Source organism: Thalassolituus alkanivorans (genome assembly GCF_020447205.1).
Lineage (GTDB): Bacteria > Pseudomonadota > Gammaproteobacteria > Pseudomonadales > Oceanobacteraceae > Venatoribacter > Venatoribacter alkanivorans.
This window is the reverse complement of sequence record NZ_JAJAEL010000006.1, coordinates 328,052-348,779: the sequence shown is the minus strand read 5'-3', so window position 1 is coordinate 348,779 and position 20,728 is coordinate 328,052. Positions and strand designations below refer to the sequence as shown.

Sequence of the window (20,728 nt, the reverse complement as noted above, 5' to 3'; positions counted from 1 at the left end):
AAAAAAAAACCTGAAGATGTTTGAGCATCTTCAGGTTTTTCATCTAAGCCTTTGAAGGGCTTAGTGTCGTTATCCGCTGCATAACTATTGTGAATTCGACCCTTACAGTCTGGCTACACACGCGCGGCGCGGACCCCTGTTTACTTTTTGAGAGCTAGGGGGCTTAGTCCAGCTCCATGGCGTCACTATAGCTGTGCCCCACCTAATAGTCAAATCCCTCGTACTCCCCTACTGGAGCTACTGAAGAGAGTAAAGCCGGTGATTTCAGCGTTGGGATATTTCGCCGCTATGAGCGCATGCGCTTGAGTCAGGGATGTGCCGCTAGAGACTATGTCGTCAACAATCAGAATGTTTTTAGGATTCAAAGACTTATACGATTTCTGATGTTTTAGAGTTCGCAGGTAGTGGCGTAACTTGGTTGGCACAGTTTTCAGAGAATATGGGGCTGTCCAGTCATCATTGTTTTTGGCTCTTTGGAATTTTAGGTTATTAAAAAGAGTTGACTTATCTCCTTTTGCGATATCTGATAAGGTGTTTAGTTGCACTCTAGCATCCCAAATCGTAGTCTTTTGAAGAGCATCAACTGCAATGATCCCTTCCCAGGATGTTGTCGCCCTAGCAACTCGTTTGGCGATGATGTGCCCTATAGGTGATGACGATGGGACACAAACGATGAGATCCCATTGGCACGCCGTATGCGATGAAAAGCGTTCGAGAATACTACGGAAATTCGGTACGAGTTGAGAGATGGTAGACCGCTTAACGGTTAGGTCTTCCAGCCCCTTTAGTGCGTATATCAATGGGCAATTATCACCCTTATTGCCTGAGCCTTTTCGCTTGGTTCGAGTTCTTCTGAATGCAGAGTAGACCTTGAAGCCGTTGAGATCCTCAAAAACCGGGTTGTCGGCGATTTCTGTTATTGCATAGTCGTTGATAATATGATCAACGGTGACTTCATCCCCAATTACCTTAAATCCCAACTTACATCCCCTGTCCAATTTGGCGATGGCGGATATTACCATGAAAAGAGAGTATGAACTTCGTTGCACAGAATTGGACATGGGGCGCTACCGCCCCCATACCCCCGGTAGGCGCTCAGTCGCCGCGGGGCTGGTCAATCAGGAATAGAGGGTCATCGGGCAGATCTACCGAAGTTACAGACGCCATAGGATTGTGGGTGTTGCAGGGATCACCTGGATCATCGAAGTCAGTGAACAACACCGGCATGGTGCCGGATGTTGGGTTACGTAGTGACTGATCAGGGCAAGGGCAGCCACCCCAGTGATTTAGAAGGAGCTCAATTTTGTGCTTGGGTGACATGCCCTGAAGGTGTGAGTTCATCGACTTGCAACAGGCCGCAAGATTGTTGAAGCCTTCAGCACCGGACATGTTCTGAGGAATGACGTGTTCTATGGATGCCGCGTAGCGCGGCAGTGGCAAGCGGCAGTAGAAGCAGAGGCCGCCCTGACGGTGTAGCAGTGTTTCAACTTTCACGGTTTTATCTCCTTATTTGGGCGTATGTATGGTGTATGTATGTTTTATACATACAAATACATACAGTTGAGTTTCGCTTGCGAAACTGAGTTCTGACGCCCTATAGCGTGTCAGACGTGCGCAAGCGCCCGTCTGCCCCGCTATCAGGGCAGAAGTGCCAGTAAATCTCTGTCTCTTACCCGATAGTTGAAATCTGCAATGTAAAAGACAATATCCACCCCCTGACGTCTGTAACCGTCAAAGTCCTGGAGTGTGAAATACTGTCCTGACGTTGGATCTTCAAGGAAGACAGTCAGCTGACCGCCGCTACGTTGAAAACCACGATACTGAAGTTCACTATCATTGGTCACAGAGGGTTGCTTACCTGGCCGAGGTTTTGTGACTACTTCAGTTTTTGCCGGAGTACTGCTCTGTTTGGGTTTGCTGGAATCAATTTTTTCGTTCATTGAATGCCAAAGGCTATAGATGCAATACGAAACGAAAAGAGCTGATCCGGCTGCAAGGCCGATGTATTTCCACGGAAGCCGAAGTTTATGAGTATGGACGGTTGCAGATTTGTAGAACTGAAAAAGCTTTTTATCAAATGGCTTTTGCTTCTTAGCTGCATCTGATGCGGAGTGAGAGGGTTCAGGACTTTCGTTGCAGGTGTTCCACTCTAAGACGGTGCGGCGCTTCATGCCGAATGCGCGGTACATATGCTGATGCAACTCAACCAGTTTACGAATGTTGCGATCAATCAGCCCAGGGTGCTGTGTGATCAGAATAATATCCAATCCCTGATGCCGGTGTGTCTCAAAGCGACTGATGTATTCGGGAACCGCCGACCCGTTAGGGCGTGGACGGAACCAGCGCTGACATTCGTCGATAACAATCAGGGCGCCGTCTGGAAGGTCGAACCAGTGCTCAACGTCTTCAAGTTCAAAGCAGCGCAGTGCCTCCGTATCAAGACCGTTGATATTCGAATAAGCGGGTCTGATTTTGTCGGATACTGAGTTTTTATAGAGCAACTCGACGGCCAGCAAAGACTTACCTGAACCGGGAACTCCGGTAATAAGATGAATCATGATCAGAGCCTCATCTGACGTAGTGACATCATCGTAATTCGGGCGGTGTACCCGGATACAATGAGATTGATAGCGAGATCGACGTCAGCCAATCCCAGTAAAGCGGCAACATCGGCAGGTAAGCCGGTAAACATGTCATGCACCAGCATCACGACCTTGGACAAGATGTAATCCAGGCCCTGAAACGTAACGAAGGATATGCCCAGAGCAAGTAAGATCCTTGCAACTACGTGACCAGCAACCAGTGCTGTGAAATGGAGAAACAAGCTACTCATTGCGGATACCTCCGAAAATAATGGCAATAAAGCTCAATACAGCGCCAAAGCGGATCAAGGGAGAAGCGTAATCCGTAAGTAATGAGCAGAGTGTTCCATACTCGAAGGTGAAGGTTTTATCGCCAATGGTGAGAAGATCTTTATCCGCAGGACAGGTCTTTGGTAGCCAGCCAATACCAAAGTCAAAATACTCGGACAGATCCACCGTTTCCTCTTCAACGTAATCCATGCCAATCATCGGCTCTGAGGGTTCGGTGTTGTCTGTATCGGTGGGGTCAGGATCTATCGGAGTTCCAGAAAAATCGCCATCTGTAGCAGACTCAGCAACTTCTACAGCTTCAAATATGTCTGCGTAAACACCTGGAGCTATCTGAAGCATTTCAGGGTTCTGAAGAGCGATTTCAGTGGCTTGTTCCTCTGATAGTTCTTCATCCGTTGCAGGCTGAACAGGCGCAGTGTCATACCAGTTCTGATAGTGGACTTTAAGTTCGGCATATTCACCCAGTGAAGGTGAATAAACATACCCGTTCATGCGGACAACCCCTTGGGGTAAATCGCCGCTATAGGGGGCATCTGGATCTTGTGGGTAGGGTTCAAAGGTATACAGCACATACTTGCCAGCCCAGTTTGGGCCTGTCGCACACGGTAGTGGCCCATTGGCGGTGACGACGCCACCTTCGTCATTCCAGGGGTACGGCTTTTCTACACATTCAGGATAGGTACCGGCATTGCCTGGCAACACAATTTCACCATCTGAGGTAAGCGTGTAACCGTAGTAAAGCAATGCAGACGTGAGCGCCGCTGACGCTGCACAGGATACTGGATTCTTAACACAGGTTTTGACGTAGGTTTTTAGTTTGGCAGAACTGAAACGCGCCTCTTTGAAAACTCTGATGGGGTTTCCGTATTTATCACGAAGATCCAGTACAAGACTGGCGTTCTTTGTACTGGTATTGATGGATGTTACACCAGCGACTCGTGCTGTTTTACCATCTGTTGTGGGAACTGTATTTGCACCGGGAAATAATGAGGTATCGACAAACGCGAATGCGGTCAGCGAAATAAAATATAAAAGGCAACAAGCATAACCACGATATAAAGAAACCATTCCATATTAGTCCATTCTATCTATTAAAAGGGCTATGCCAATTGCGGCTAAGCAAGTACATACAAGAGAAATTTGCGCCGTAAGAAACGGCTCTAAAACTTCTTGAAGTGTTGCTGCTGTTAAACAATCCATAATCAAGCTCTTATAGAAAATGGGGCGCGAGCGCCCCGATAACCGTGAAAAGGAATCAGCCGATTGCGCGACGAATCCATTTGAAGGCAGCAATACCGACGATTACGCCGAGAATTGCCAGACCAACGGTTTGCACGTCACCCAAAGATCCAGTGATCGTGTTGGTAACAGAGGTCAGATCCAGCGCAGTTGAAGTGGTTGTTTCTTCCATTTTCGTTCTCCAATGAGAGTTAAATTGCTTTTTTGATTTGCACAATTACCCAGGCAGAAGCCCAGAGAAGACCCACCGCTTGAACGAATTCAATGGCCTGTGCGGGGTCAACTTCAGGAAACACGTTATGAGGCCTTTGAAACCGCGCGAGGGGCTTCAGCAGGCTTTAAACGCAGCTCGAACGGATTCAGTTCGAGATTTTTAAAGCGGCCTACCTGAAAGGTGCTGACATCGAGTGTGTATTCACCAATAGGTTTGGCATCCGCAGGGTTGCGGAGTGGGATTTCAATTTGTTGAGGAAAGGCACCGCCCAGGTGAGCGTAAGCCTCCTGGAAGTAACGGATTCCGTTTCTGGTGTTGCGGGATTGGGCCTGATGATGGCCGTCAATGATGCTGATGTTTAACATGGTTTTTACCTCATGGTGGTTGGCGTAGAGTTATTGAAACAAGTCCAAGGCAGCAGGCTGCGCCTGCTGCATGTAGACGCTGTGCAATGACACAGGAAGCTGTTGATTCTGTTCCTGGATCTCTTCAAGAATGTCGGCAATACCGTCCATAATCTTCTGGCGGGCTTTGATGACCTTCTCGTTCTCACGGATCTGCCAGAAGTGGGTTCGGCTTAAGACCGTAATACCGTGAATCAGAATGCCCACAACACGCTCTTTGGCTTCATCGCCATAACGGGTGTGGGTGACTTCGGTAATCTCGCCCGTGGCAAAATCCAGCTTCTCCGACAAGGCATAAGTAGGCCGTGCCAGATACTCATTGCGTGGGATATTCGGGCCGCCCATGGCTTTTACGAATGCAGCCCAGTCACCAGCGTCAGCAGCTTGTCTAACTTGTTCGACGACACCTTCCTGCTCGCTCAGGCGTCTGAGTTCTCTCCATACCGTCACGCTTGGGCCTCCTATGGGCTGAAATTGGCGAATGCGGTTTGTTCTGGCCCATGCTTCGATTCGTTCAGCCGTTTCGTATGGGTTCTTACCGTTCCAGTCTTTGTCTTTTGCGGCCTGTTCATCGTTGTCGATTCCGTGGCCGTCGATGTTTTTACTGATGTACTTAATGATGTAGCCGGTTGCGGAGTACTCCCGCCCGGTTGCCGGATTGATACCAGTTTTAATTTTTTCTACTTTCACGCGGTGTTGAGCTGCACCCTTTTCGTCAGGTGAATCTTTGAGTGCCCAGCGGTGGAAGATTGAAACCAGTTCCTCACTGCGTTCTTTTTGAACGAATAAAAGGAAATGCCAATGAGGTGTGCCATCGTGGTGAGGTTCTGCAACGCGAAAGCCATAAGGGCGAATACCTTCACGGTGGAATTTGGCCTGAATCTTTGCCCAGGTAGAGCACAGATATTCCTGTGTGTCGCGTGGCGTTGACCCATCAAATTTCCCATTGGGAACGACCTTGATTACCTTGCCGGACTCACCGGTTATTTTGGTCATACGATGGAAGCGAGAGGGTGCTGTGAATGTCACAAACAGGGCTTCATGCCCCATTTCTTTGGCGAGAACTTCGTATCCCTTACAGCGGGTAATCAGTTCCAGGCGGCGGATAGCTGGATTGGATACCCCCAAATCTGACAGCTCAGCGAGTGTGTATTCCTGATCAAGTTCGTTGACTGCGATTTGCGCTTGCAGGAATGCACGGTTAGCCAGTTTCTGCTTGCGATGCTCATTCAGTGAAATCGTTGAGCAATAAGGAACGGCATGGTTGTGAACCTGCTTCAGCTCACGGGACACGGCTTCTACCGTAGTCTTTTTCAGCCGCATCAAATTGCGTTTCCACCACTTTTCGCAGCAGAGCCGAGCCAGACAGGCCTCAGTATTATTTGAGTGGTTTTCGGGGGCCGGTGGTGTGAGGGTGTATGACAGAGCGAGTTCAGAACAGGACTGGTAAGCGCTTTCGGTGCTCAAGCCATTAGCAATACCAAGGCAGATTGAGGCCAGCTTACCGGCAAACTCCGTTACCTGTTCAGGATCTGAAAGCAGGTTGAAGTCCCGGATCTGAAGCGTTTTATCAAGGTCAAGCAAGCGTAGATTCGCCTGCACATGGGATTGCTTCAGAGCAATGTCCAGATACTCAGCTTTGATTGCTGAAGCCAATGGAAAGAATTTGGTGAAGAAACGCTCACGGAACACAGCGCACTCATGGGTACCAAAGCCCAAGAGCTCATGATCTGAATGTAAATGGCGATCATGGCCGACAAACTGGCCACGACTGAGTGGTTGAGATACCATTCTTGCGTTCCTTTTTTAGCGAATCGGGACAAACTGAGGGTGTTGGCGCACCCTTGGAGGTCTTACCAGTTGGCGCTGGTAAGGCCGCTCTTAACGTTCAAACTCTGCTTCAAGCGCTTCTTTCGTAATCAAGGCGACATTGACCATTCGGTGCTTGCCGATCTTCACGGTTGGCAGATGGCCACGATCAATCATTCCCCTGATAGTCTCTTCCGTCAGACCCGTGAGCTGAGAGAACAGCTTTTTGGTTACAACTGGCCCTAACTGAAGAACGCCTGCCTGGCTAGTGGATTGGATGTCTTCCATAGGAATCTCGTATCTATTGTTTACGAATTTTGTGTCTATATTGTTTATTTTTGATGGCTCATTGGTCTTATGTCAACCATTTGTTTTTGTTTTTAGTAAACTTATGATTTAATTTCACTATCCAGCACTTTGTTACATGGTGAAAGAATGAGCATTGAAGCGCGTGCCAAGATTCTGGTTCAGTCCTTGGGGGTCTCTTTAGGCGAGCTTGAAAAGGGGAGTGGAATCTCAAAACAGGTTTGGAGTAATGCGTTCAGGGGAAAGCAACGCATGAACTCATCACACATCGAGTACCTGGGGGCAACTTATCCGGAATACAGCTATTGGCTGGTAACAGGTGATGAAAACGCGGGATTGAGTCCGGTTAATCGTGATACCTATGATTACTTTATTCAGAAAGGCGAGATCTACGCTACAGCGGTATCAGAGTACCGCTATGTTCAAACGATTTTGGCTTTTATCTCTGATAAGTCGGGTATAGCTGATCTTGAGCAAGGAGGACAAGCGAGTCCGTTACCGTCTCAAAGACGGGAATGGCAAGAGAAAGCACTGTCTGACATTGGCAGGAGGTACAGTGAAGCAATTGCTTATTCTCCTGATGGAGGCAAAGACGGTATTGATACCTTCTTCAGAAGTCTGGCTATAGCGGATCTGAATGAGATATCGACGGAGTACGGCGCTGAAAGCCGTGAATACCTGATGTGCAGCCGCTACTTTATTGAGCTGCTGATTCCTGGATCAACTTCCAATGTTTTCTGACTAAGTTATGACCATTAAGAAAGACGGCGACAAGTGGCTTGTTGATCTTTACCCTGAGGGCCGAAGTGGTAAACGAGTACGGAAGAAGTTCGACACCAGAACGGAAGCTGCACGATTTGAGAAGTTTGTGCTCAGTGCTGTTCACCAGGGAAAGGACTGGAATTCCAGTAAGCGAGACTCCCGGCATCTGAATGAGCTGATTGATATCTGGTACAAAGCGAAGGGCAGTTATCTGAAAGATGGGCCGCGCCGTCGAAAATGCTTGCTGGATATATCCGAGTGGCTGGGGAATCCGAAGGGAATTGATCTGAAAGCTACCAACTTTACGGCGTACCTGAGTTATAAAACCGAATCTGGTATCTCCGAAAAGACGATTAACAATCACCTGGGATATATGAATGCGGTGTACAACTATCTTTCCGACGTAGGTGAGATTGAGTACTCCAACCCTCTGGCCAAGATTAAGTCGATCAAGATAGATGAGCGTGAGCTTTCATGGCTCACAACCGAGCAGATCCGGCACCTCTTAAGTACCATCGAATCATTCAGCCAGAATCCGCACGTACTTCTTCTGACAAAGATATGCTTGGCAACAGGTGCAAGATGGAGTGAGGCGGAAGGGCTGAAGTTACGTCACGTTCGCGATGGAAAGGTAAGCTTTCACGGTACGAAGAGCGGTAAATCTCGGAGTGTTCCTGTGGCTGAAGATCTTTTTAACGAAATTTATGTTCACCTGGAGAGGTTCGGTGAGTTCAGCTTTTCATTGAGTGCCTTCAGACGGGCGCTGGATGAATCAGGTATTGAGTTGCCGAAAGGGCAAGCAGCTCATGTATTGAGGCATACCTTTGCGAGCCATTTTATGATGAATGGTGGAAATATATTGACGCTGCAAAAAATTATGGGGCACTCAGGGGTTGCAGTGACAATGAGGTATGCCCATTTGGCTAGTGATCATCTTCTCGATGCCGTTCGTTTCAATCCACTTCAAAGGCTGTGTTGTGCTAAGTGATAAAATGATCAGAGAGGCCTTAAAGGCATTTCTCAAAAATGGTGTGAATAAACCCAAGGTAGTTGTTGACGAATTGGGTGTTATTAATGGCCGTGCTATTGCTGATGTTGTTGCGATTTATGAATTTTCTCATTGCTTTGAAATCAAAAGTGACTTGGACTCATTGTCGAGGTTGAAAAATCAAATCGAAAGTTATAACGCATGCTTTCAAAAAATAACGGTTGTTACAACGGATAAGCATGTGGATAAGATTGTAGATATAATCCCGGAGTGGTGGGGGGTTATGATAGCCAGAGAGATTGGTGGGAGGGTCGCTATTAAAAGGGTTAAGAGAAGCCTTTGTAATAAAGATATTAGGGTTGAATCTATGTTCTATACTCTTTGGCGTGAGGAATTGGCAGATATTTATTCTCTGGAGTTCCTTCGGTCTGCACCTAGGCGCTACAGTAGAGAAAGGCTGGTTGAGAGTGTGCGTGGTATGTCTAAAAAAAATGCAATAAATTATTTCAATGGCTGTATTTTAAAAAGGAATTATAAGAAATCCTTTACTATGTAGGTTATATGTGAAACGTTTAAGAATTTGTACCAGTTGCCTTGTGAACTTGGGCTACCAATTTCTTTGCTTTTCTGATCTATAAATTTTTCTCCTGAACTGTAGTGTGCTCCTCTGAACTCTTCGAGTGAAACAATCTCTTTCGCAAGTTTGAAGTATTGCTTGTTGCCATTTGTCTTTAGACTGCCTCCGCGAAATATATAGTATTCATTTCGCCCTGTGTATATTAGTTTTGGCGTCGACATTTGATAAATGAACTCGATAGGTAGGCCTGAGTCGCTATACTCTGGACTGACAATTCCATAGTCGCCATATATTAGGTTGCTTTCTAATCTGCGAAGTTGTTCATATAGGAAATATTCAAATCTTGGGAGTTTTGATGACTTTTTAGCTGGGGTGTGTTCATTAAAGTTAGCGCTAATGACGGAGCTGGTGAATACTATGGTCGAGTAATTGATAGTATTAGATGTAGAGATGTCTTGAATGAAATCTGTCAGTGGGGTTATTAAGCGCTGTGCATCTTTTTCACCATGAATTACTGCAATATCAATTATTATGGTTATATTGCACCCTTGAAAATGAGCTAATAGTGCGGATAGCTCAGCCTCGCATGTATAAAAGTCATCTATTTCATACCTCTCTAACCTGATTGCAATCTTCGAGAAAGGGGCTTGTGTGTGATGCTTTTGTACGCACTCGTTGTGTCCTTTGTCTCTGTTTAAAGCTAGTACAGGTGTAAAATTAAATCCTTCCTCTTTAAATCTACTAATTGTGTAGTCGTAAATATGCTGATTGTTTACACTGAGTGTTATAATGTCTTTGCAGTCGATTAGTAGGTTTTTGCTTTTGTCCCAGCTCTTGTTTAGAAATTTTATGCCTTTTTCTACGGATGTTTGCGCGGTAGTAGGGCTCTCTTTTTCCGTCTTTGGTATGTCAAAAAGAGGAGTTAAATCTGAGAGAATGTTGCTTGATATTGATCCTAAGGCAGCTACTTCATTCTGCTTTAATTTTAGGAACGGGTAATATTTTGTGCTCATTCCATATCCTTTAGAATCGTGGCGTTATCCGTGCGATTGTTTATTTGTTTCGAGAATATAGTGTAGTCATTTCTTTCGAAGCGAATTATTCCTGCAAGGAGCGCTGGGTGAACGCTTAGAATTTTACTATCTTCTATCAAATTGCTTTCGCTGGGTTTTACTTTAGAACTGAGGGTTCTCCAAGCAGATGCAGGAGCAATTGCGGCGCGAGCTGCAGAATTTGCTTGCCGTTCTATTCTGTCGCTTGATAACTCTAAAAGGTCATCGATTATCGGCTGGTCGAGGTTGTCGTAATGGAGAATTACATGTGCAAGCTCATGCAGTGCGGTGAACCAGACGCTGTCTGTTCTTTGAAATCTTCCAGATATGGCAATGCAAGGATTGCCGCTTGGTAGCTTGAATACCGCTCCATCAATTTTACTTCCCTTAATGTAAGGTTCGTAAAGAAATATAATTCCCTTTGAAATAAGGGATTCCCTTATAGTTGAGATATTAGAATTCGTGAAAGATTTAGTGGCGGTAGTTCTCAGAAACTCTTGCGGAAGATCTTCGTGATTGTACGGCCGTATCTTTTCATTGAGTAAGATTGTTATCGCTTTTTGCTTTGCTTTTGCAATCCAAATGGCGTGATTAACGTTTGTTTCAGATGATGTGCGAAATAAGGCATCGCTAGAATTGCATAGTAACGCGTATGCATCACTGTAGTCTTTAATTGTCCCAGATTTTACCAGCTTGTCTAAATCACCTGAATGAAGCGCAGTTAGAAAACTGGTCATAACGCGAGAGTTTTCCATTGCGTTTGGGGCTACGTAGAAGTCATCTAATGTCATGATGCAATCCCCATGCTGATAAACTCGTTACAACTCTTCTGTGACATTTCGAATGATTGTAGATTTTGCTTGCCGGTATCTCTGCCCAGGCACGTCATGCCAATTTTTGAATAAAATTCTTCCGCTTTGGGAAGAGAGTGCAGTGAAAATCCCGGCTTTAAGCCCGCAGCTATATAATATCGGGCAGCCGCTTTCATTATTATTGAACCTAAGCCGTAAAATTGCCTTTGAGGTTTAGGTTCTCTGGCTATTCCTCTGTTCCAGGGCGCGGCCGCTACATAGTCGATATAAAATATCTTACCTGACTCGATCTCGCTTGCTTTTGGATGGTAGGCAATAAGTATTGCTTGCGTCCGGCCGTCGGGTGTACTTAGCGTGAACCAATCATACTCAGGAGAGGCTGCTAGGACAGAGGCCTTCTCGCCCCAATTCCAGTGTTCATCTTCGCCTAGATAGTCGTAGTAAACTTGAGTGGCATTAGCTATAGCCGCCGGATCATTTTGATCTACATGTTGAATTACAGGCAAAACAAAAGTATTGAATACACCGGCACGCCAAATGCTCCAATCAACCTGAAGCTGGGTGGCCAGTTGATAGATATCTGTCACTCCGACCACATGGTTGACAGTGTAATCAATTTGATTTCCTGTCGGCGCATCTACGATCGTTCCTGATTCAAGCGCGCTCACTACTGCTCCTTTGTAGTCACTATGTAGGCGGAGCTACTCCGTGCTGCTTCTTCTTTGTAAGGCAAGCCTTTGATTTTATTGGCTTACCCTGTATTTGTATGGTGGAGATGGCGGGATTTGAACCCGCGTCCGCCAATCCTCCACTAGAGGATCTACATGCTTAGCCGTCTCTATTGATTTAGTTCGTCACGGGCCGAGGGGCAGGCCGTTCAGAACGAGCTCGATTAAGTTTAACCTTTCAGCTCCGAGCGAAGCATCCGGGCGATCCTGTAAGACGTCGCCCTCGTCCCCCGGCTACAGGAACCCGAGTTCGGAGGTAAGCGGGCTTAAGCCGCTAGTGCGTAAGTTTCGTCGTTTGCGACTATAACTATGTATAACGTTTATTTACGAGATCGCTATACACTCTCGGCATGCACCCATAGCTTTGTAATCAACGTCGAATCCTAATCATCCCCGAATTCGTCGCCTGCTACTTGCTCAGGTCTTAGTGTCTTATATGAGGGCAGCCTGGTGTTTTTCAACCCCTGTCTGCCCGCAAACAAGATGAGTCAGCTTACCACAGTTGTCTGACATCTGTCAGCGTGTGGTGTGCTTCATGATCCGTTCTTTCTGCTTGGCCCAGTCGCGGTCTTTGGATGCATCGCGCTTATCGTGGCTCTGCTTACCTTTGGCCAGAGCAATTTCTGCTTTGACGTTGGGGCCTTTCCAGTAAATTGCAGTGCAGACGCAGGTGTAACCTTTGGCCTGGATTTTTTGATTCAGGCGGTCGATTTCACGGCGGTGCATCAGCAGTTTACGCTCACGCCGCGGTTCGGTAACGATATGGGTAGACGCCTGCTTCAGCGGTGTGATCAGGGCGCCACTCAGCCAGGCTTCGCCTTTATGCATGACGATATAGGAATCGACCAGCTGACATTTACCTTCGCGCAGCGCTTTTACTTCCCAACCAGTCAGCACCAGTCCGACTTCCAGTTTGTCTTCCAGGAAGTAATCGTGACGGGCTTTTTTGTTGAGGGCGATCGTGCCGCCATTTGTTTTGGGTTTTTTCTTGGTACTCATGGCCGCGAGTATAACTGACGAAGTGTAGAAAAGGCAGTAGCTGTAGCGCTGCTTTGGGTTGAGGCGAGGGGGCAAATCCCGGACAATACGCCGAACTGAAGATTGGGTAAAAAGAACGATGAGCGCAGACAAACGCGGAATGCACGGTATTTGGGGTAGCCGCTGGACATTTATTCTGGCCGCCACCGGATCGGCTGTCGGGTTGGGGAATATCTGGAAGTTTCCATATATCACGGGTGAAAACGGCGGCGGCGCTTTTGTTCTGATGTATCTGGTCTGTATTCTGATTGCTGGTGTTCCGGTGATGATGGCCGAGGTATTGCTGGGCCGCAAAGGCCGGATGAGCCCTATTCATACCATGCAGGCGATGGCGCGCGAGAATAATGCCCCACGGCTGTTTTCCGGTATTGGCTGGATGGGTGCAGTATCCGGTTTCTTTATTCTGTCGTTTTACAGTGTCATTGCTGGCTGGACGCTCGCTTACGTCGGTAAGTTAGCTTCGGGCGAGTTTGCCGGAGCAACGGGGGAAGTGGCAAAGGCGTCTTTTGGTGGACTGTTGAGTGATCCGTGGATGCTGCTCGGATTGCATACCTTTTTTATGCTGATGACCGGTTTTGTTATTGCCCGTGGCGTTAAGCACGGGCTTGAAGACAGTGTTCGCCTGCTCATGCCTATGCTGTTCCTGATGCTGATTCTGCTGCTTGGCTACAGCATCACGACGCCGGGTTTTGTACAGGGCTGGGATTTTCTCTTTACCTTTGATTTCAGCAAACTGACGACCCACAGTGTTGTGGTTGCTCTGGGTCATGCATTTTTTACCCTGAGTCTGGGGATGGGCGCGATCATGGCATACGGCGCTTATATGCCGGCTCAGGCCTCGCTGGGTAAAACTATTCTGGCGGTAGCGTTTCTGGATACCCTGGTCGCCCTGGTTGCTGGTCTGATTATTTTTCCTATCGTATTTTCGCATGGACTGGAACCGGCATCTGGCCCTGGCCTGATATTCCAGACACTGCCTATCGCCTTTGGCGCATTACCGGGCGGGACGTTAATTGGCACTGTATTCTTTGTTCTGGTCGTCATTGCGGCCTGGAGTTCGGCGATTTCTATTGCTGAACCGGCGGTAGCCTGGGCAGTAGAGAATGGTTTCAGCCGCGCCAAGGCAACCTTTGGTGTTTGCTTCCTGGCCTGGTTGCTGGGGATTGGTTCGGTATTGTCATTCAATGATTGGGGTGATGAGCAGTTCTTCGTAACCGAAACCATCGCCACGACCGTGGCTGACGCGAGTACCGGCGAAGAGATCCAGAGCAGTGAATCGGTATTCCACCTGTACGCCAACACGACAGAGCTGAATGCTGAGCCGCTGGCGGACGGGGCTGAGCGCAGCGTGAAGGGCAAGACGTTCTTCGACCTGCTCGACTTTATTACTGCCAACGTCATGATGCCGCTGGGTGGCGTCTTTATCGCCATCTTTGTCGGCTGGTTTATGTCGCGTGAGTCGGTGGCTGCCGAAGCCCGGGTAAAAAGCCCGCTGCTGTTTAATATCTGGCGATTTATGGTGCGTTATATTTCACCGGTTGCGATCTTTATTATCTTTGTTGAAGGCCTTTCCTGAGACGGCGGAGAGTGAGTGCGAATGACCAGTATTACGCGCAGTGCGTTGGTGATGCATACCGCAGAGCAGATGTTTGATCTGGTAAATGATGTGCGCCGCTACCCTGAATTTCTTCAGGGTTGTCAGGCAACAGAAGTGTTGGCTGAAGGTGAGGATTTTATTGAAGCCCGGCTGACCATTGCCAAGGCGGGTGTTAATCAGAGCTTCAGTACCCGCAACACACTGCAACGTCCGGAACGAATGGAAATGCGGTTGGTGGATGGGCCATTTACGCACTTTCATGGCGTCTGGCATTTTTATCCGTTATCCGATGAAGCCTGCAAGGTGTCTTTAGATATGGATTTTGATGTCGGTAATAAACTGGCGGGTGTGGCCCTGGGGGCAGTTTTTAAACAGGTTGCCAATATGATGGTGGATGCCTTTGTTAAGCGAGCAAAAGAGATTTATGGCTGACATGATTCGTGTAGAAGTAGCGTACGCCTTACCACATAAGCAAAAAATCCTCAGCGTTGAGGTTGAAGAAGGTACGAGCATGATTGATGCTGCTCGCCAGTCGGGAATTGAAGCTGAGTTCCCGGAGTTAGTATTAGCGGAGGCGAAGTTCGGTATCTTTGGCAAAGCATCGCGTGCACCGGAAACGGATGTCGTGCGGGATGGTGATCGTATAGAAATTTATCGTCCGCTGCTGATTGACCCCAAGCAGGCGCGGGCTAACCGGGCGGCCAAGGCACAGAAGTAAGCGCTTTACACGCCGCGCCAGAGAGCGCAGAAACAGAGCACAAAAAAGCCAGGCGATGCCTGGCTTTTTTGTGCTTAAGAGAGTGTATCTCAGATATCGGTTGGCACGGTGTTAACCGATTTTTCCTCTGTCGGCAGGGTTTTCAGCTGATCTTCTTCTTTGAAAGCCTGCTCTGGCAGAGTGCCGGTGTAATGGGTGTAGTTTCCCTGAGCATCGAAGTAAACGCTGATGGTGTAATTTTTGATAACCTTATCGCGCTGCTCAAGGGTATACAGATAGTCCCAGCGCTGTTGCTCAAAAGGATTCCGAACCACCGGATTGCCCATCACATAAGCCACCTGACGGGGATTCATGCCGGGTTTCAGTTGTTCCAGCATATCAGCAGTCACAATGTTGCCTTGCTGCACGTTCAGTTTGTAGACGCCAGGGAAGACACAGCCGGAAAGGGTTGCAAAACCGAGTAAAAGGGTCAGAATTGGGATTCGCATAATAATTGGTGTTGTCTCTGAGTGCGTTTGTAGTTGCATAGTTGTTGCGTTGTGACTTAGACCCGCGATAATACCCGATAATTCAAGTTGCTGTGAAATATTCGAGGAAAGCAATGTCCGATCAGAACGTGGAGTTGCGTAAAGCAGGCCTTAAAGTCACTTTGCCACGAGTGAAAATCCTGAGCATTCTGGAAACCAATATCGACGCACATATGAGTGCTGAAGATGTCTATAAATCTCTGATCGAAGCAGGCGAAGATGTTGGTCTGGCGACGGTTTACCGCGTACTGACCCAGTTTGAAAGTGCAGGTCTGGTGACCCGTCACAACTTTGATGGTGGTCATTCTGTGTTTGAGCTGGCGCGTGGCGAGCATCACGATCATATGGTAAACGTTGATGACGGCACCGTGATTGAGTTTACCAATGCGCAGATTGAGCGCCTGCAGCATGAAATTGCCGAAGAACACGGCTTTGATCTGGTTGAGCACAGCCTGGTGCTGTACGTACGCAAGAAAAAATAATCCTGCGCACAGACATAAAAAAAGCAGCCAATGGCTGCTTTTTTTATGTCTGTCGGTTACCGCTTCTGCGTATCAGTATCGCTGTGCTGGCACCGGTCTATCTGACCAGCGCCAGCATTTCTTGCGCATGAGCCAGGGTTTGTTTGGTGATATCAACGCCGCCCAGCATCCGCGCAATTTCCTCTGAACGCTGTTTCTCACTCAGTTCACGCAGCTGGGTGTGGGTGGCGCTGTCACCACTGATTTTGCTTACCTGATAATGCTGATGTGCCTGAGCAGCGACCTGCGGCTGGTGGGTAACACAGAGCACCTGGCTGTCTTTGCCCAGCGTCCGTAGCAGGCGGCCAACGCGCTCAGCGGTTCCGCCACCGATACCGACATCGACCTCATCAAAAATCAGACAAGGCGTTTCGCTGACGGCAGCGGTTACCACCTGAATGGCCAGGCTGATACGGGCCAGCTCACCGCCAGAGGCGACTTTGGCCAGTGGGCCGCCGGGCATGCCCGGGTTGGTCTGTACAAAAAAGCCGATCTGGTCGATGCCATGTTTGTTGCCGTGCTCGGTACTGCCGGCTTCAACCTGAGTGATAAAGCGGGCGCGACCCAGAGCCAGTGCTTCAAAGTGTGATTCAACTTCTCTGTCCATGCGCGCAGCGGCGGTCTGACGGGCACTGCTGAGCTGTTGTGCCAGTGTGCTGTATTCTGCCTGCAGTTCCTGTACCTGCTGTTCCAGTTCGGCCAGATCTTCGTCGCTGAGATTCAGGCCGGCGAGCGCTTCTTCCTGCTCCTGCCAGTAAGCGTGCAGTTGTTGTGGCTGAATCTGATGCTTGCGCGCCATGCTGTACAGGTCACTGAGGCGGCTTTCTACCTGTTGCAGCCGGTGCGGATTGATATCGACCAGCTCAAGGTAGTGCTGCAGCGACCGACCGGCTTCTTCCAGCTGGATTTGCGCCTGTTGCAGCAAATCGCGGGCTTCGTTCAGCAGCGGATGCTGGTCGTCGATATTATCGAGGCGGGTAATGGCCTGATAGGTCAGCTGGGTTGCGGCCAGCTCGCCATTGTCGTCGCCATAACAGGCAGCCATCGCATACTGGCCGTTAAGCAGCATACTTTCGGCATTGGCCAGACGTTTATGTTCGGCTTCCAGTTCGTCCAGCTCGGTCTCTCCCGGTGCCAGTTGGCGCAGCTCTTCAACCTGATAGGTCAGCAGCTGGCGCTGGGCGGTTACTTCGGCACTCTCTTCCTGCAGCATGGCAAGGCGTTTGGCGTGTTGCTGCCACTCTGACCAGACCAGGGCGACCTCGGTTGCCTGCAGCTGCAGCCCACCAAAGGCATCCAGCAGCTGGCGCGGGGTGTCTTTCTGCAGCAGGCGCTGATGGGCATGCTGGGAGTGAATTTCGATCAGATACTGGCCGATGTCTTTCAGGTCGTTGGCGGATGCGGGACGACCATTGATATAGCCGCGTGAACGGCCTTCGGCGGAAATAATACGGCGCAGAATCACCCAGTCGTCATCGGCGGGAATATCCCGCTGTTGCAGCCATAACCGCGCCTGTTCGTTCAGTGTGAACGAGGCGGACACTTCGGCTTTTTCGGCATTGTTACGCACACAGCCGGCATCGGCCCGCTCGCCGAGTGTTAGCCCGAGCGCATCAAGCAGAATCGATTTACCCGCACCGGTTTCGCCGGTAATCACCGACATACCGGGTTGCAGTTCAAGTTCCAGCTGATCGACTAACGCAAACTGATGAATGGACAGATGAGCCAGCATGGTCATGCTCCGTATCTGAATGGATATACAGTGTTTTTATATACAGTATAAGATTCTGTCAAGAGAATGTTGCAGCTCTGCCCTTGAATCTCATCCGTTCGTCCCCCATATAGCCGACAGTTTCGAAAATAGTGACCGAGGAAAGATAGATGTCGGAAGAGCAGAAGGTTCAAGAAGAACTCCAGGAACAACTGGACACTGAAACTCCGGTGGATGCGGCGGATGCCACTGCCACAGAATCTGCTGATGATCAGCTTGCCGGCGCACTGCAGGAAGTGGCCGAGCTGAAAGAACAGGTGTTGCGTGTTCAGGCGGAAATGCAGAACGTACGCCGTCGTGCTGAGCTGGATGTGGAAAAGGCCCATAAGTTTGGCGTTGAGAAGTTTGCCAACGAAATGCTGGCGACCGTCGATAATCTGGAACGCGCGCTGGCTGCGGCTGTTGCCGATGATGAAGCGACAAAAGCGATTCGCGAAGGCGTGGAAATGACCCTGAGCGGCCTGGTTGCCGGTCTGGAAAAATTCAAGGTGGAAAGTGTAGATCCGGTTGGTTCTGCGTTTAATCCGGAATTCCATCAGGCAATGGCCATGGTTGAGAATCCGGATGCCGCACCGAATACCGTTATTGCGGTGATGCAGAAAGGTTACACCCTGCAGGGACGCCTGTTGCGTCCGGCAATGGTGGTGGTGAGTAAAGGCGCACCACAAATCGACGAAAGCGCCTGATTTTATTGTTACCGGGGGCCTTGAAAGCCTGTTTCCCGGACTTATATAGAAAGCAACACAAATACAACGGTTAATAGTTCACGCAGCGTAAGCTGCCATGAATGGAGAATTGAAAAATGGGTAAGATTATCGGTATCGACCTGGGCACCACCAACTCCTGTGTGGCAATCCTGGATGGCGACAAAACCAAAGTGATTGAAAACGCTGAAGGCGATCGCACCACTCCTTCCGTCGTTGCTTATGCTGACGACGAAGTGCTGGTTGGCCAGTCAGCCAAGCGTCAGGCCGTCACCAACCCGAACAACACCCTGTTTGCGGTTAAGCGTCTGATCGGTCGTCGTTTCAAAGACGACGTAGTACAGAAAGATATCTCCATGGTTCCTTACAAAATCATGGAAGCCGATAACGGTGATGCCTGGGTAGAAGTAAAAGGCGAAAGATATGCGCCACCACAAATCTCTGCTGAAATTCTGAAGAAAATGAAGAAAACCGCAGAAGATTATCTGGGCGAGAAAGTAACTGAAGCGGTTATTACCGTACCGGCTTACTTTAACGATTCCCAGCGTCAGGCAACCAAAGACGCTGGTAAGATCGCTGGTCTGGAAGTTAAGCGTATCATCAACGAGCCAACCGCTGCGGCTCTGGCTTATGGTATGGATAAAGAAGGCGGCGACCGCACCATCGCAGTATATGACCTGGGTGGTGGTACATTCGATATTTCCATTATCGAAGTGGCTGACGTTGACGGTGAAAAACAGTTCGAAGTACTGGCAACCAACGGTGACACTTTCCTTGGTGGTGAAGACTTTGACCTGCGTCTGATCGAATATTTAGCGGCTGAATTCAAGAAAGAAAGCGGCATCGATCTGCACAACGATCCACTGGCTCTGCAGCGTCTGAAAGAAGCCGCAGAAAAAGCCAAGGTTGAGCTGTCTTCTTCTCAGCAGACTGACGTCAACCTGCCGTACATCACGGCCGATGCGACTGGTCCTAAGCACTTAAACGTGAAAGTGACCCGCGCCAAGCTAGAGTCTCTGGTTGAAGAGCTGGTAACCCGCTCGCTGGAGCCTTGCCGTATCGCACTGAAAGATGCCGGCCTGAGCTCCGGTGAAATTGACGAAGTGATTCTGGTGGGCGGTCAGACCCGTATGCCACTGGTGCAGAAGAGCGTTGCTGACTTCTTCGGTAAAGAGCCACGTAAAGACGTGAACCCGGATGAAGCTGTGGCTGTTGGTGCTGCGATTCAGGGCGCGGTTCTGTCCGGTGATGTTAAAGACGTTCTGCTGCTCGACGTAACGCCGCTGACTCTGGGTATTGAAACCATGGGTGGCGTTGCGACTGCGGTTATTGAGAAAAACACCACGATTCCGACCAAGAAATCTCAGGTGTTCTCAACCGCCGATGACAACCAGACTGCGGTAACCATTCACGTAGTTCAGGGCGAGCGTAAGCAGGCTGCGCAGAATAAATCACTGGGTCGTTTTGACCTGGCCGATATTCCGCCGGCACCACGCGGTATGCCACAGATCGAAGTAACCTTCGATATCGACGCCAACGGTATTCTGAACGTGAGTGCGAAAGACAAGGCTACCGGTAAAGAGCAGTCGATCGTCATTAAGGCCTCTTCTGGTCTGAGCGATGAAGAGATCGAAAAAATGGTTGCTGATGCAGAAGCGAATGCGGATGCTGACCGTCAGTTCGAAGAACTGGTGCAGGCACGTAACACCGCCGATGGTTTGATTCACGCAACCAAGAAAACTCTGGAAGACGCGAAAGACAAGGTAACCGATGACGAGAAAACCGCCATCGAAAAAGCCATCGCCGATCTGGAAGCTGTGATCAAAGGCACCGATAAAGAAGAAATCGAAGCCAAGACACAGGCTCTGACTGAAGCGTCCAGCTCTCTGGCTCAGCGTCTGTATGCCGAGCAGGCTCAGGCCCAGCAGGGTGGTGCGGAAGCTCAGTCCGGTAATCAGGACGATGACGTTGTTGACGCCGAGTTCGAAGAAGTTAAAGACAAGTAATTAACGGCTGCATCAGTCGTTAAGCGGACGCGGCAGTTTTCTTTCGGAAGCTGTCGCGTTTTGCTTTGTTATCACACCTCAG

24 protein-coding genes and 1 other RNA gene are annotated in these 20,728 nt (G+C 49.0%); 9 read left to right on the top strand and 16 right to left on the bottom strand.

The window, feature by feature from the left end; genetic code table 11:
- Window positions 1-209: 209 nt before the first annotated feature.
- The 9 genes from LGT44_RS03510 to LGT44_RS03470 all read right to left on the bottom strand — a co-directional run bounded on the left by LGT44_RS03510 (window position 210) and on the right by LGT44_RS03470 (window position 6,827).
- Window positions 210-1,061, bottom strand: coding sequence for a phosphoribosyltransferase family protein (locus LGT44_RS03510; protein WP_230331243.1), 852 nt, complete (start codon window positions 1,059-1,061; stop codon window positions 210-212).
- Between the two features lie 34 nt (window positions 1,062-1,095).
- Window positions 1,096-1,494 (bottom strand): HNH endonuclease, encoded by a 399-nt coding sequence (locus tag LGT44_RS03505; protein WP_230331242.1) that lies wholly within the window; start codon window positions 1,492-1,494, stop codon window positions 1,096-1,098.
- Between the two features lie 143 nt (window positions 1,495-1,637).
- Complete coding sequence (locus LGT44_RS03500) at window positions 1,638-2,558, bottom strand: zonular occludens toxin domain-containing protein (protein ID WP_230331241.1); 921 nt, start codon at window positions 2,556-2,558, stop codon at window positions 1,638-1,640.
- A 2-nt stretch (window positions 2,559-2,560) separates the two neighbouring features.
- Window positions 2,561-2,833 (bottom strand): DUF2523 domain-containing protein, encoded by a 273-nt coding sequence (locus LGT44_RS03495; RefSeq protein ID WP_230331240.1) that lies wholly within the window; start codon window positions 2,831-2,833, stop codon window positions 2,561-2,563.
- A complete protein-coding gene (locus LGT44_RS03490) occupies window positions 2,826-3,941 on the bottom strand; it encodes a hypothetical protein (RefSeq protein ID WP_230331239.1) in 1,116 nt (371 codons plus the stop codon). The genes LGT44_RS03495 and LGT44_RS03490 overlap by 8 nt, the downstream gene beginning before the upstream one ends.
- A 187-nt stretch (window positions 3,942-4,128) precedes the next feature.
- Window positions 4,129-4,284 (bottom strand): major capsid protein, encoded by a 156-nt coding sequence (locus LGT44_RS03485; RefSeq protein ID WP_230331238.1) that lies wholly within the window; start codon window positions 4,282-4,284, stop codon window positions 4,129-4,131.
- A gap of 125 nt (window positions 4,285-4,409) precedes the next feature.
- Window positions 4,410-4,691 (bottom strand): G5P family DNA-binding protein, encoded by a 282-nt coding sequence (locus LGT44_RS03480; RefSeq protein WP_230331237.1) that lies wholly within the window; start codon window positions 4,689-4,691, stop codon window positions 4,410-4,412.
- Between the two features lie 30 nt (window positions 4,692-4,721).
- Window positions 4,722-6,521, bottom strand: coding sequence for a replication endonuclease (locus LGT44_RS03475; RefSeq protein WP_230331236.1), 1,800 nt, complete (start codon window positions 6,519-6,521; stop codon window positions 4,722-4,724).
- A gap of 90 nt (window positions 6,522-6,611) precedes the next feature.
- Window positions 6,612-6,827 (bottom strand): helix-turn-helix domain-containing protein, encoded by a 216-nt coding sequence (locus tag LGT44_RS03470; RefSeq protein WP_145470698.1) that lies wholly within the window; start codon window positions 6,825-6,827, stop codon window positions 6,612-6,614.
- Between the two features lie 147 nt (window positions 6,828-6,974).
- Between LGT44_RS03470 and LGT44_RS03465 the strand changes: the two genes are divergently transcribed.
- From LGT44_RS03465 to LGT44_RS03455, 3 genes are read left to right on the top strand one after another with little or no spacing between them, the layout of a single operon-like run.
- Entirely contained in the window at window positions 6,975-7,586 is a 612-nt protein-coding gene (locus LGT44_RS03465) for a hypothetical protein (protein WP_230331235.1), read from the top strand.
- A 7-nt stretch (window positions 7,587-7,593) separates the two neighbouring features.
- Entirely contained in the window at window positions 7,594-8,595 is a 1,002-nt protein-coding gene (locus LGT44_RS03460) for a phage integrase (protein ID WP_230331234.1), read from the top strand.
- Window positions 8,585-9,151: a sce7726 family protein gene (locus tag LGT44_RS03455; RefSeq protein ID WP_230331233.1), complete on the top strand. Its 567-nt coding sequence runs from the start codon at window positions 8,585-8,587 to the stop codon at window positions 9,149-9,151. The genes LGT44_RS03460 and LGT44_RS03455 overlap by 11 nt, the downstream gene beginning before the upstream one ends.
- Here the strand turns inward: LGT44_RS03455 and LGT44_RS03450 are convergent.
- The 5 genes from LGT44_RS03450 to smpB form a co-directional block, all read right to left on the bottom strand.
- The gene (locus tag LGT44_RS03450; RefSeq protein ID WP_230331232.1) at window positions 9,127-10,185 is read right to left on the bottom strand and encodes a beta family protein; all 1,059 of its coding nucleotides are present in this window, start codon (window positions 10,183-10,185) and stop codon (window positions 9,127-9,129) included. The genes LGT44_RS03455 and LGT44_RS03450 overlap by 25 nt on opposite strands.
- Complete coding sequence (locus tag LGT44_RS03445; RefSeq protein WP_230331231.1) at window positions 10,182-11,015, bottom strand: ImmA/IrrE family metallo-endopeptidase; 834 nt, start codon at window positions 11,013-11,015, stop codon at window positions 10,182-10,184. The genes LGT44_RS03450 and LGT44_RS03445 overlap by 4 nt, the downstream gene beginning before the upstream one ends.
- The gene (locus LGT44_RS03440; RefSeq protein WP_230331230.1) at window positions 11,012-11,704 is read right to left on the bottom strand and encodes a GNAT family N-acetyltransferase; all 693 of its coding nucleotides are present in this window, start codon (window positions 11,702-11,704) and stop codon (window positions 11,012-11,014) included. Before LGT44_RS03440 ends, LGT44_RS03445 begins: the two co-directional genes overlap by 4 nt.
- A 99-nt stretch (window positions 11,705-11,803) precedes the next feature.
- Window positions 11,804-12,159: a transfer-messenger RNA gene (gene ssrA, locus LGT44_RS03435) on the bottom strand.
- Window positions 12,160-12,280: 121 nt separating this feature from the next.
- Complete coding sequence (smpB, locus tag LGT44_RS03430; RefSeq protein WP_145466151.1) at window positions 12,281-12,763, bottom strand: SsrA-binding protein SmpB; 483 nt, start codon at window positions 12,761-12,763, stop codon at window positions 12,281-12,283.
- Between the two features lie 139 nt (window positions 12,764-12,902).
- Between smpB and LGT44_RS03425 the strand changes: the two genes are divergently transcribed.
- From LGT44_RS03425 to LGT44_RS03415, 3 genes are read left to right on the top strand one after another with little or no spacing between them, the layout of a single operon-like run.
- On the top strand, window positions 12,903-14,378 hold the full coding sequence (locus LGT44_RS03425; protein ID WP_225693262.1) for a sodium-dependent transporter: 1,476 nt from the start codon (window positions 12,903-12,905) through the stop codon (window positions 14,376-14,378).
- Between the two features lie 21 nt (window positions 14,379-14,399).
- Window positions 14,400-14,831, top strand: a complete 432-nt coding sequence (locus LGT44_RS03420) for a type II toxin-antitoxin system RatA family toxin (protein WP_145466146.1) — start codon at window positions 14,400-14,402, stop codon at window positions 14,829-14,831.
- Window positions 14,824-15,117: an RnfH family protein gene (locus tag LGT44_RS03415; RefSeq protein WP_225693263.1), complete on the top strand. Its 294-nt coding sequence runs from the start codon at window positions 14,824-14,826 to the stop codon at window positions 15,115-15,117. The genes LGT44_RS03420 and LGT44_RS03415 overlap by 8 nt, the downstream gene beginning before the upstream one ends.
- An 89-nt stretch (window positions 15,118-15,206) precedes the next feature.
- Here the strand turns inward: LGT44_RS03415 and LGT44_RS03410 are convergent, their stop codons facing one another.
- Window positions 15,207-15,605: an outer membrane protein assembly factor BamE gene (locus LGT44_RS03410; RefSeq protein ID WP_225693265.1), complete on the bottom strand. Its 399-nt coding sequence runs from the start codon at window positions 15,603-15,605 to the stop codon at window positions 15,207-15,209.
- 113 nt (window positions 15,606-15,718) lie between these two features.
- On the opposite strand from LGT44_RS03410, the gene fur reads away from it, so the two are divergent.
- Complete coding sequence (gene fur / locus LGT44_RS03405) at window positions 15,719-16,126, top strand: ferric iron uptake transcriptional regulator (protein WP_145466140.1); 408 nt, start codon at window positions 15,719-15,721, stop codon at window positions 16,124-16,126.
- A 97-nt stretch (window positions 16,127-16,223) separates the two neighbouring features.
- On the opposite strand, the gene recN is transcribed toward fur, so the two are convergent.
- Window positions 16,224-17,897, bottom strand: a complete 1,674-nt coding sequence (recN, locus tag LGT44_RS03400) for a DNA repair protein RecN (RefSeq protein ID WP_230331228.1) — start codon at window positions 17,895-17,897, stop codon at window positions 16,224-16,226.
- Window positions 17,898-18,046: 149 nt separating this feature from the next.
- Here recN and grpE point away from each other — a divergent pair, with 149 nt between their 5' ends.
- Both grpE and dnaK read left to right on the top strand, forming a co-directional pair.
- Window positions 18,047-18,622: a nucleotide exchange factor GrpE gene (gene grpE / locus LGT44_RS03395; RefSeq protein ID WP_225693269.1), complete on the top strand. Its 576-nt coding sequence runs from the start codon at window positions 18,047-18,049 to the stop codon at window positions 18,620-18,622.
- Between the two features lie 116 nt (window positions 18,623-18,738).
- Window positions 18,739-20,646, top strand: a complete 1,908-nt coding sequence (dnaK, locus tag LGT44_RS03390) for a molecular chaperone DnaK (protein WP_145466134.1) — start codon at window positions 18,739-18,741, stop codon at window positions 20,644-20,646.
- Window positions 20,647-20,728: the final 82 nt, after the last annotated feature.

Bases quoted from the DNA above. Each gene is read 5' to 3' on its own strand.
- LGT44_RS03450 (WP_230331232.1), bottom strand. From the start codon at position 10,185: ATGAGCACAAAATATTACCCGTTCCTAAAATTAAAGCAGAATGAAGTA.
- LGT44_RS03420 (WP_145466146.1), top strand. From the start codon at position 14,400: ATGACCAGTATTACGCGCAGTGCGTTGGTGATGCATACCGCAGAGCAG.
- LGT44_RS03495 (WP_230331240.1), bottom strand. From the start codon at position 2,833: ATGAGTAGCTTGTTTCTCCATTTCACAGCACTGGTTGCTGGTCACGTA.
- LGT44_RS03470 (WP_145470698.1), bottom strand. From the start codon at position 6,827: ATGGAAGACATCCAATCCACTAGCCAGGCAGGCGTTCTTCAGTTAGGG.
- LGT44_RS03410 (WP_225693265.1), bottom strand. From the start codon at position 15,605: ATGCGAATCCCAATTCTGACCCTTTTACTCGGTTTTGCAACCCTTTCC.
- LGT44_RS03465 (WP_230331235.1), top strand. From the start codon at position 6,975: ATGAGCATTGAAGCGCGTGCCAAGATTCTGGTTCAGTCCTTGGGGGTC.
- LGT44_RS03485 (WP_230331238.1), bottom strand. From the start codon at position 4,284: ATGGAAGAAACAACCACTTCAACTGCGCTGGATCTGACCTCTGTTACC.
- LGT44_RS03510 (WP_230331243.1), bottom strand. From the start codon at position 1,061: ATGTCCAATTCTGTGCAACGAAGTTCATACTCTCTTTTCATGGTAATA.
- recN (WP_230331228.1), bottom strand. From the start codon at position 17,897: ATGCTGGCTCATCTGTCCATTCATCAGTTTGCGTTAGTCGATCAGCTG.
- LGT44_RS03460 (WP_230331234.1), top strand. From the start codon at position 7,594: ATGACCATTAAGAAAGACGGCGACAAGTGGCTTGTTGATCTTTACCCT.
- LGT44_RS03415 (WP_225693263.1), top strand. From the start codon at position 14,824: ATGGCTGACATGATTCGTGTAGAAGTAGCGTACGCCTTACCACATAAG.
- LGT44_RS03490 (WP_230331239.1), bottom strand. From the start codon at position 3,941: ATGGTTTCTTTATATCGTGGTTATGCTTGTTGCCTTTTATATTTTATT.
- dnaK (WP_145466134.1), top strand. From the start codon at position 18,739: ATGGGTAAGATTATCGGTATCGACCTGGGCACCACCAACTCCTGTGTG.
- LGT44_RS03480 (WP_230331237.1), bottom strand. From the start codon at position 4,691: ATGTTAAACATCAGCATCATTGACGGCCATCATCAGGCCCAATCCCGC.
- fur (WP_145466140.1), top strand. From the start codon at position 15,719: ATGTCCGATCAGAACGTGGAGTTGCGTAAAGCAGGCCTTAAAGTCACT.
- LGT44_RS03500 (WP_230331241.1), bottom strand. From the start codon at position 2,558: ATGATTCATCTTATTACCGGAGTTCCCGGTTCAGGTAAGTCTTTGCTG.
- LGT44_RS03475 (WP_230331236.1), bottom strand. From the start codon at position 6,521: ATGGTATCTCAACCACTCAGTCGTGGCCAGTTTGTCGGCCATGATCGC.
- grpE (WP_225693269.1), top strand. From the start codon at position 18,047: ATGTCGGAAGAGCAGAAGGTTCAAGAAGAACTCCAGGAACAACTGGAC.
- LGT44_RS03425 (WP_225693262.1), top strand. From the start codon at position 12,903: ATGCACGGTATTTGGGGTAGCCGCTGGACATTTATTCTGGCCGCCACC.
- smpB (WP_145466151.1), bottom strand. From the start codon at position 12,763: ATGAGTACCAAGAAAAAACCCAAAACAAATGGCGGCACGATCGCCCTC.
- LGT44_RS03445 (WP_230331231.1), bottom strand. From the start codon at position 11,015: ATGACATTAGATGACTTCTACGTAGCCCCAAACGCAATGGAAAACTCT.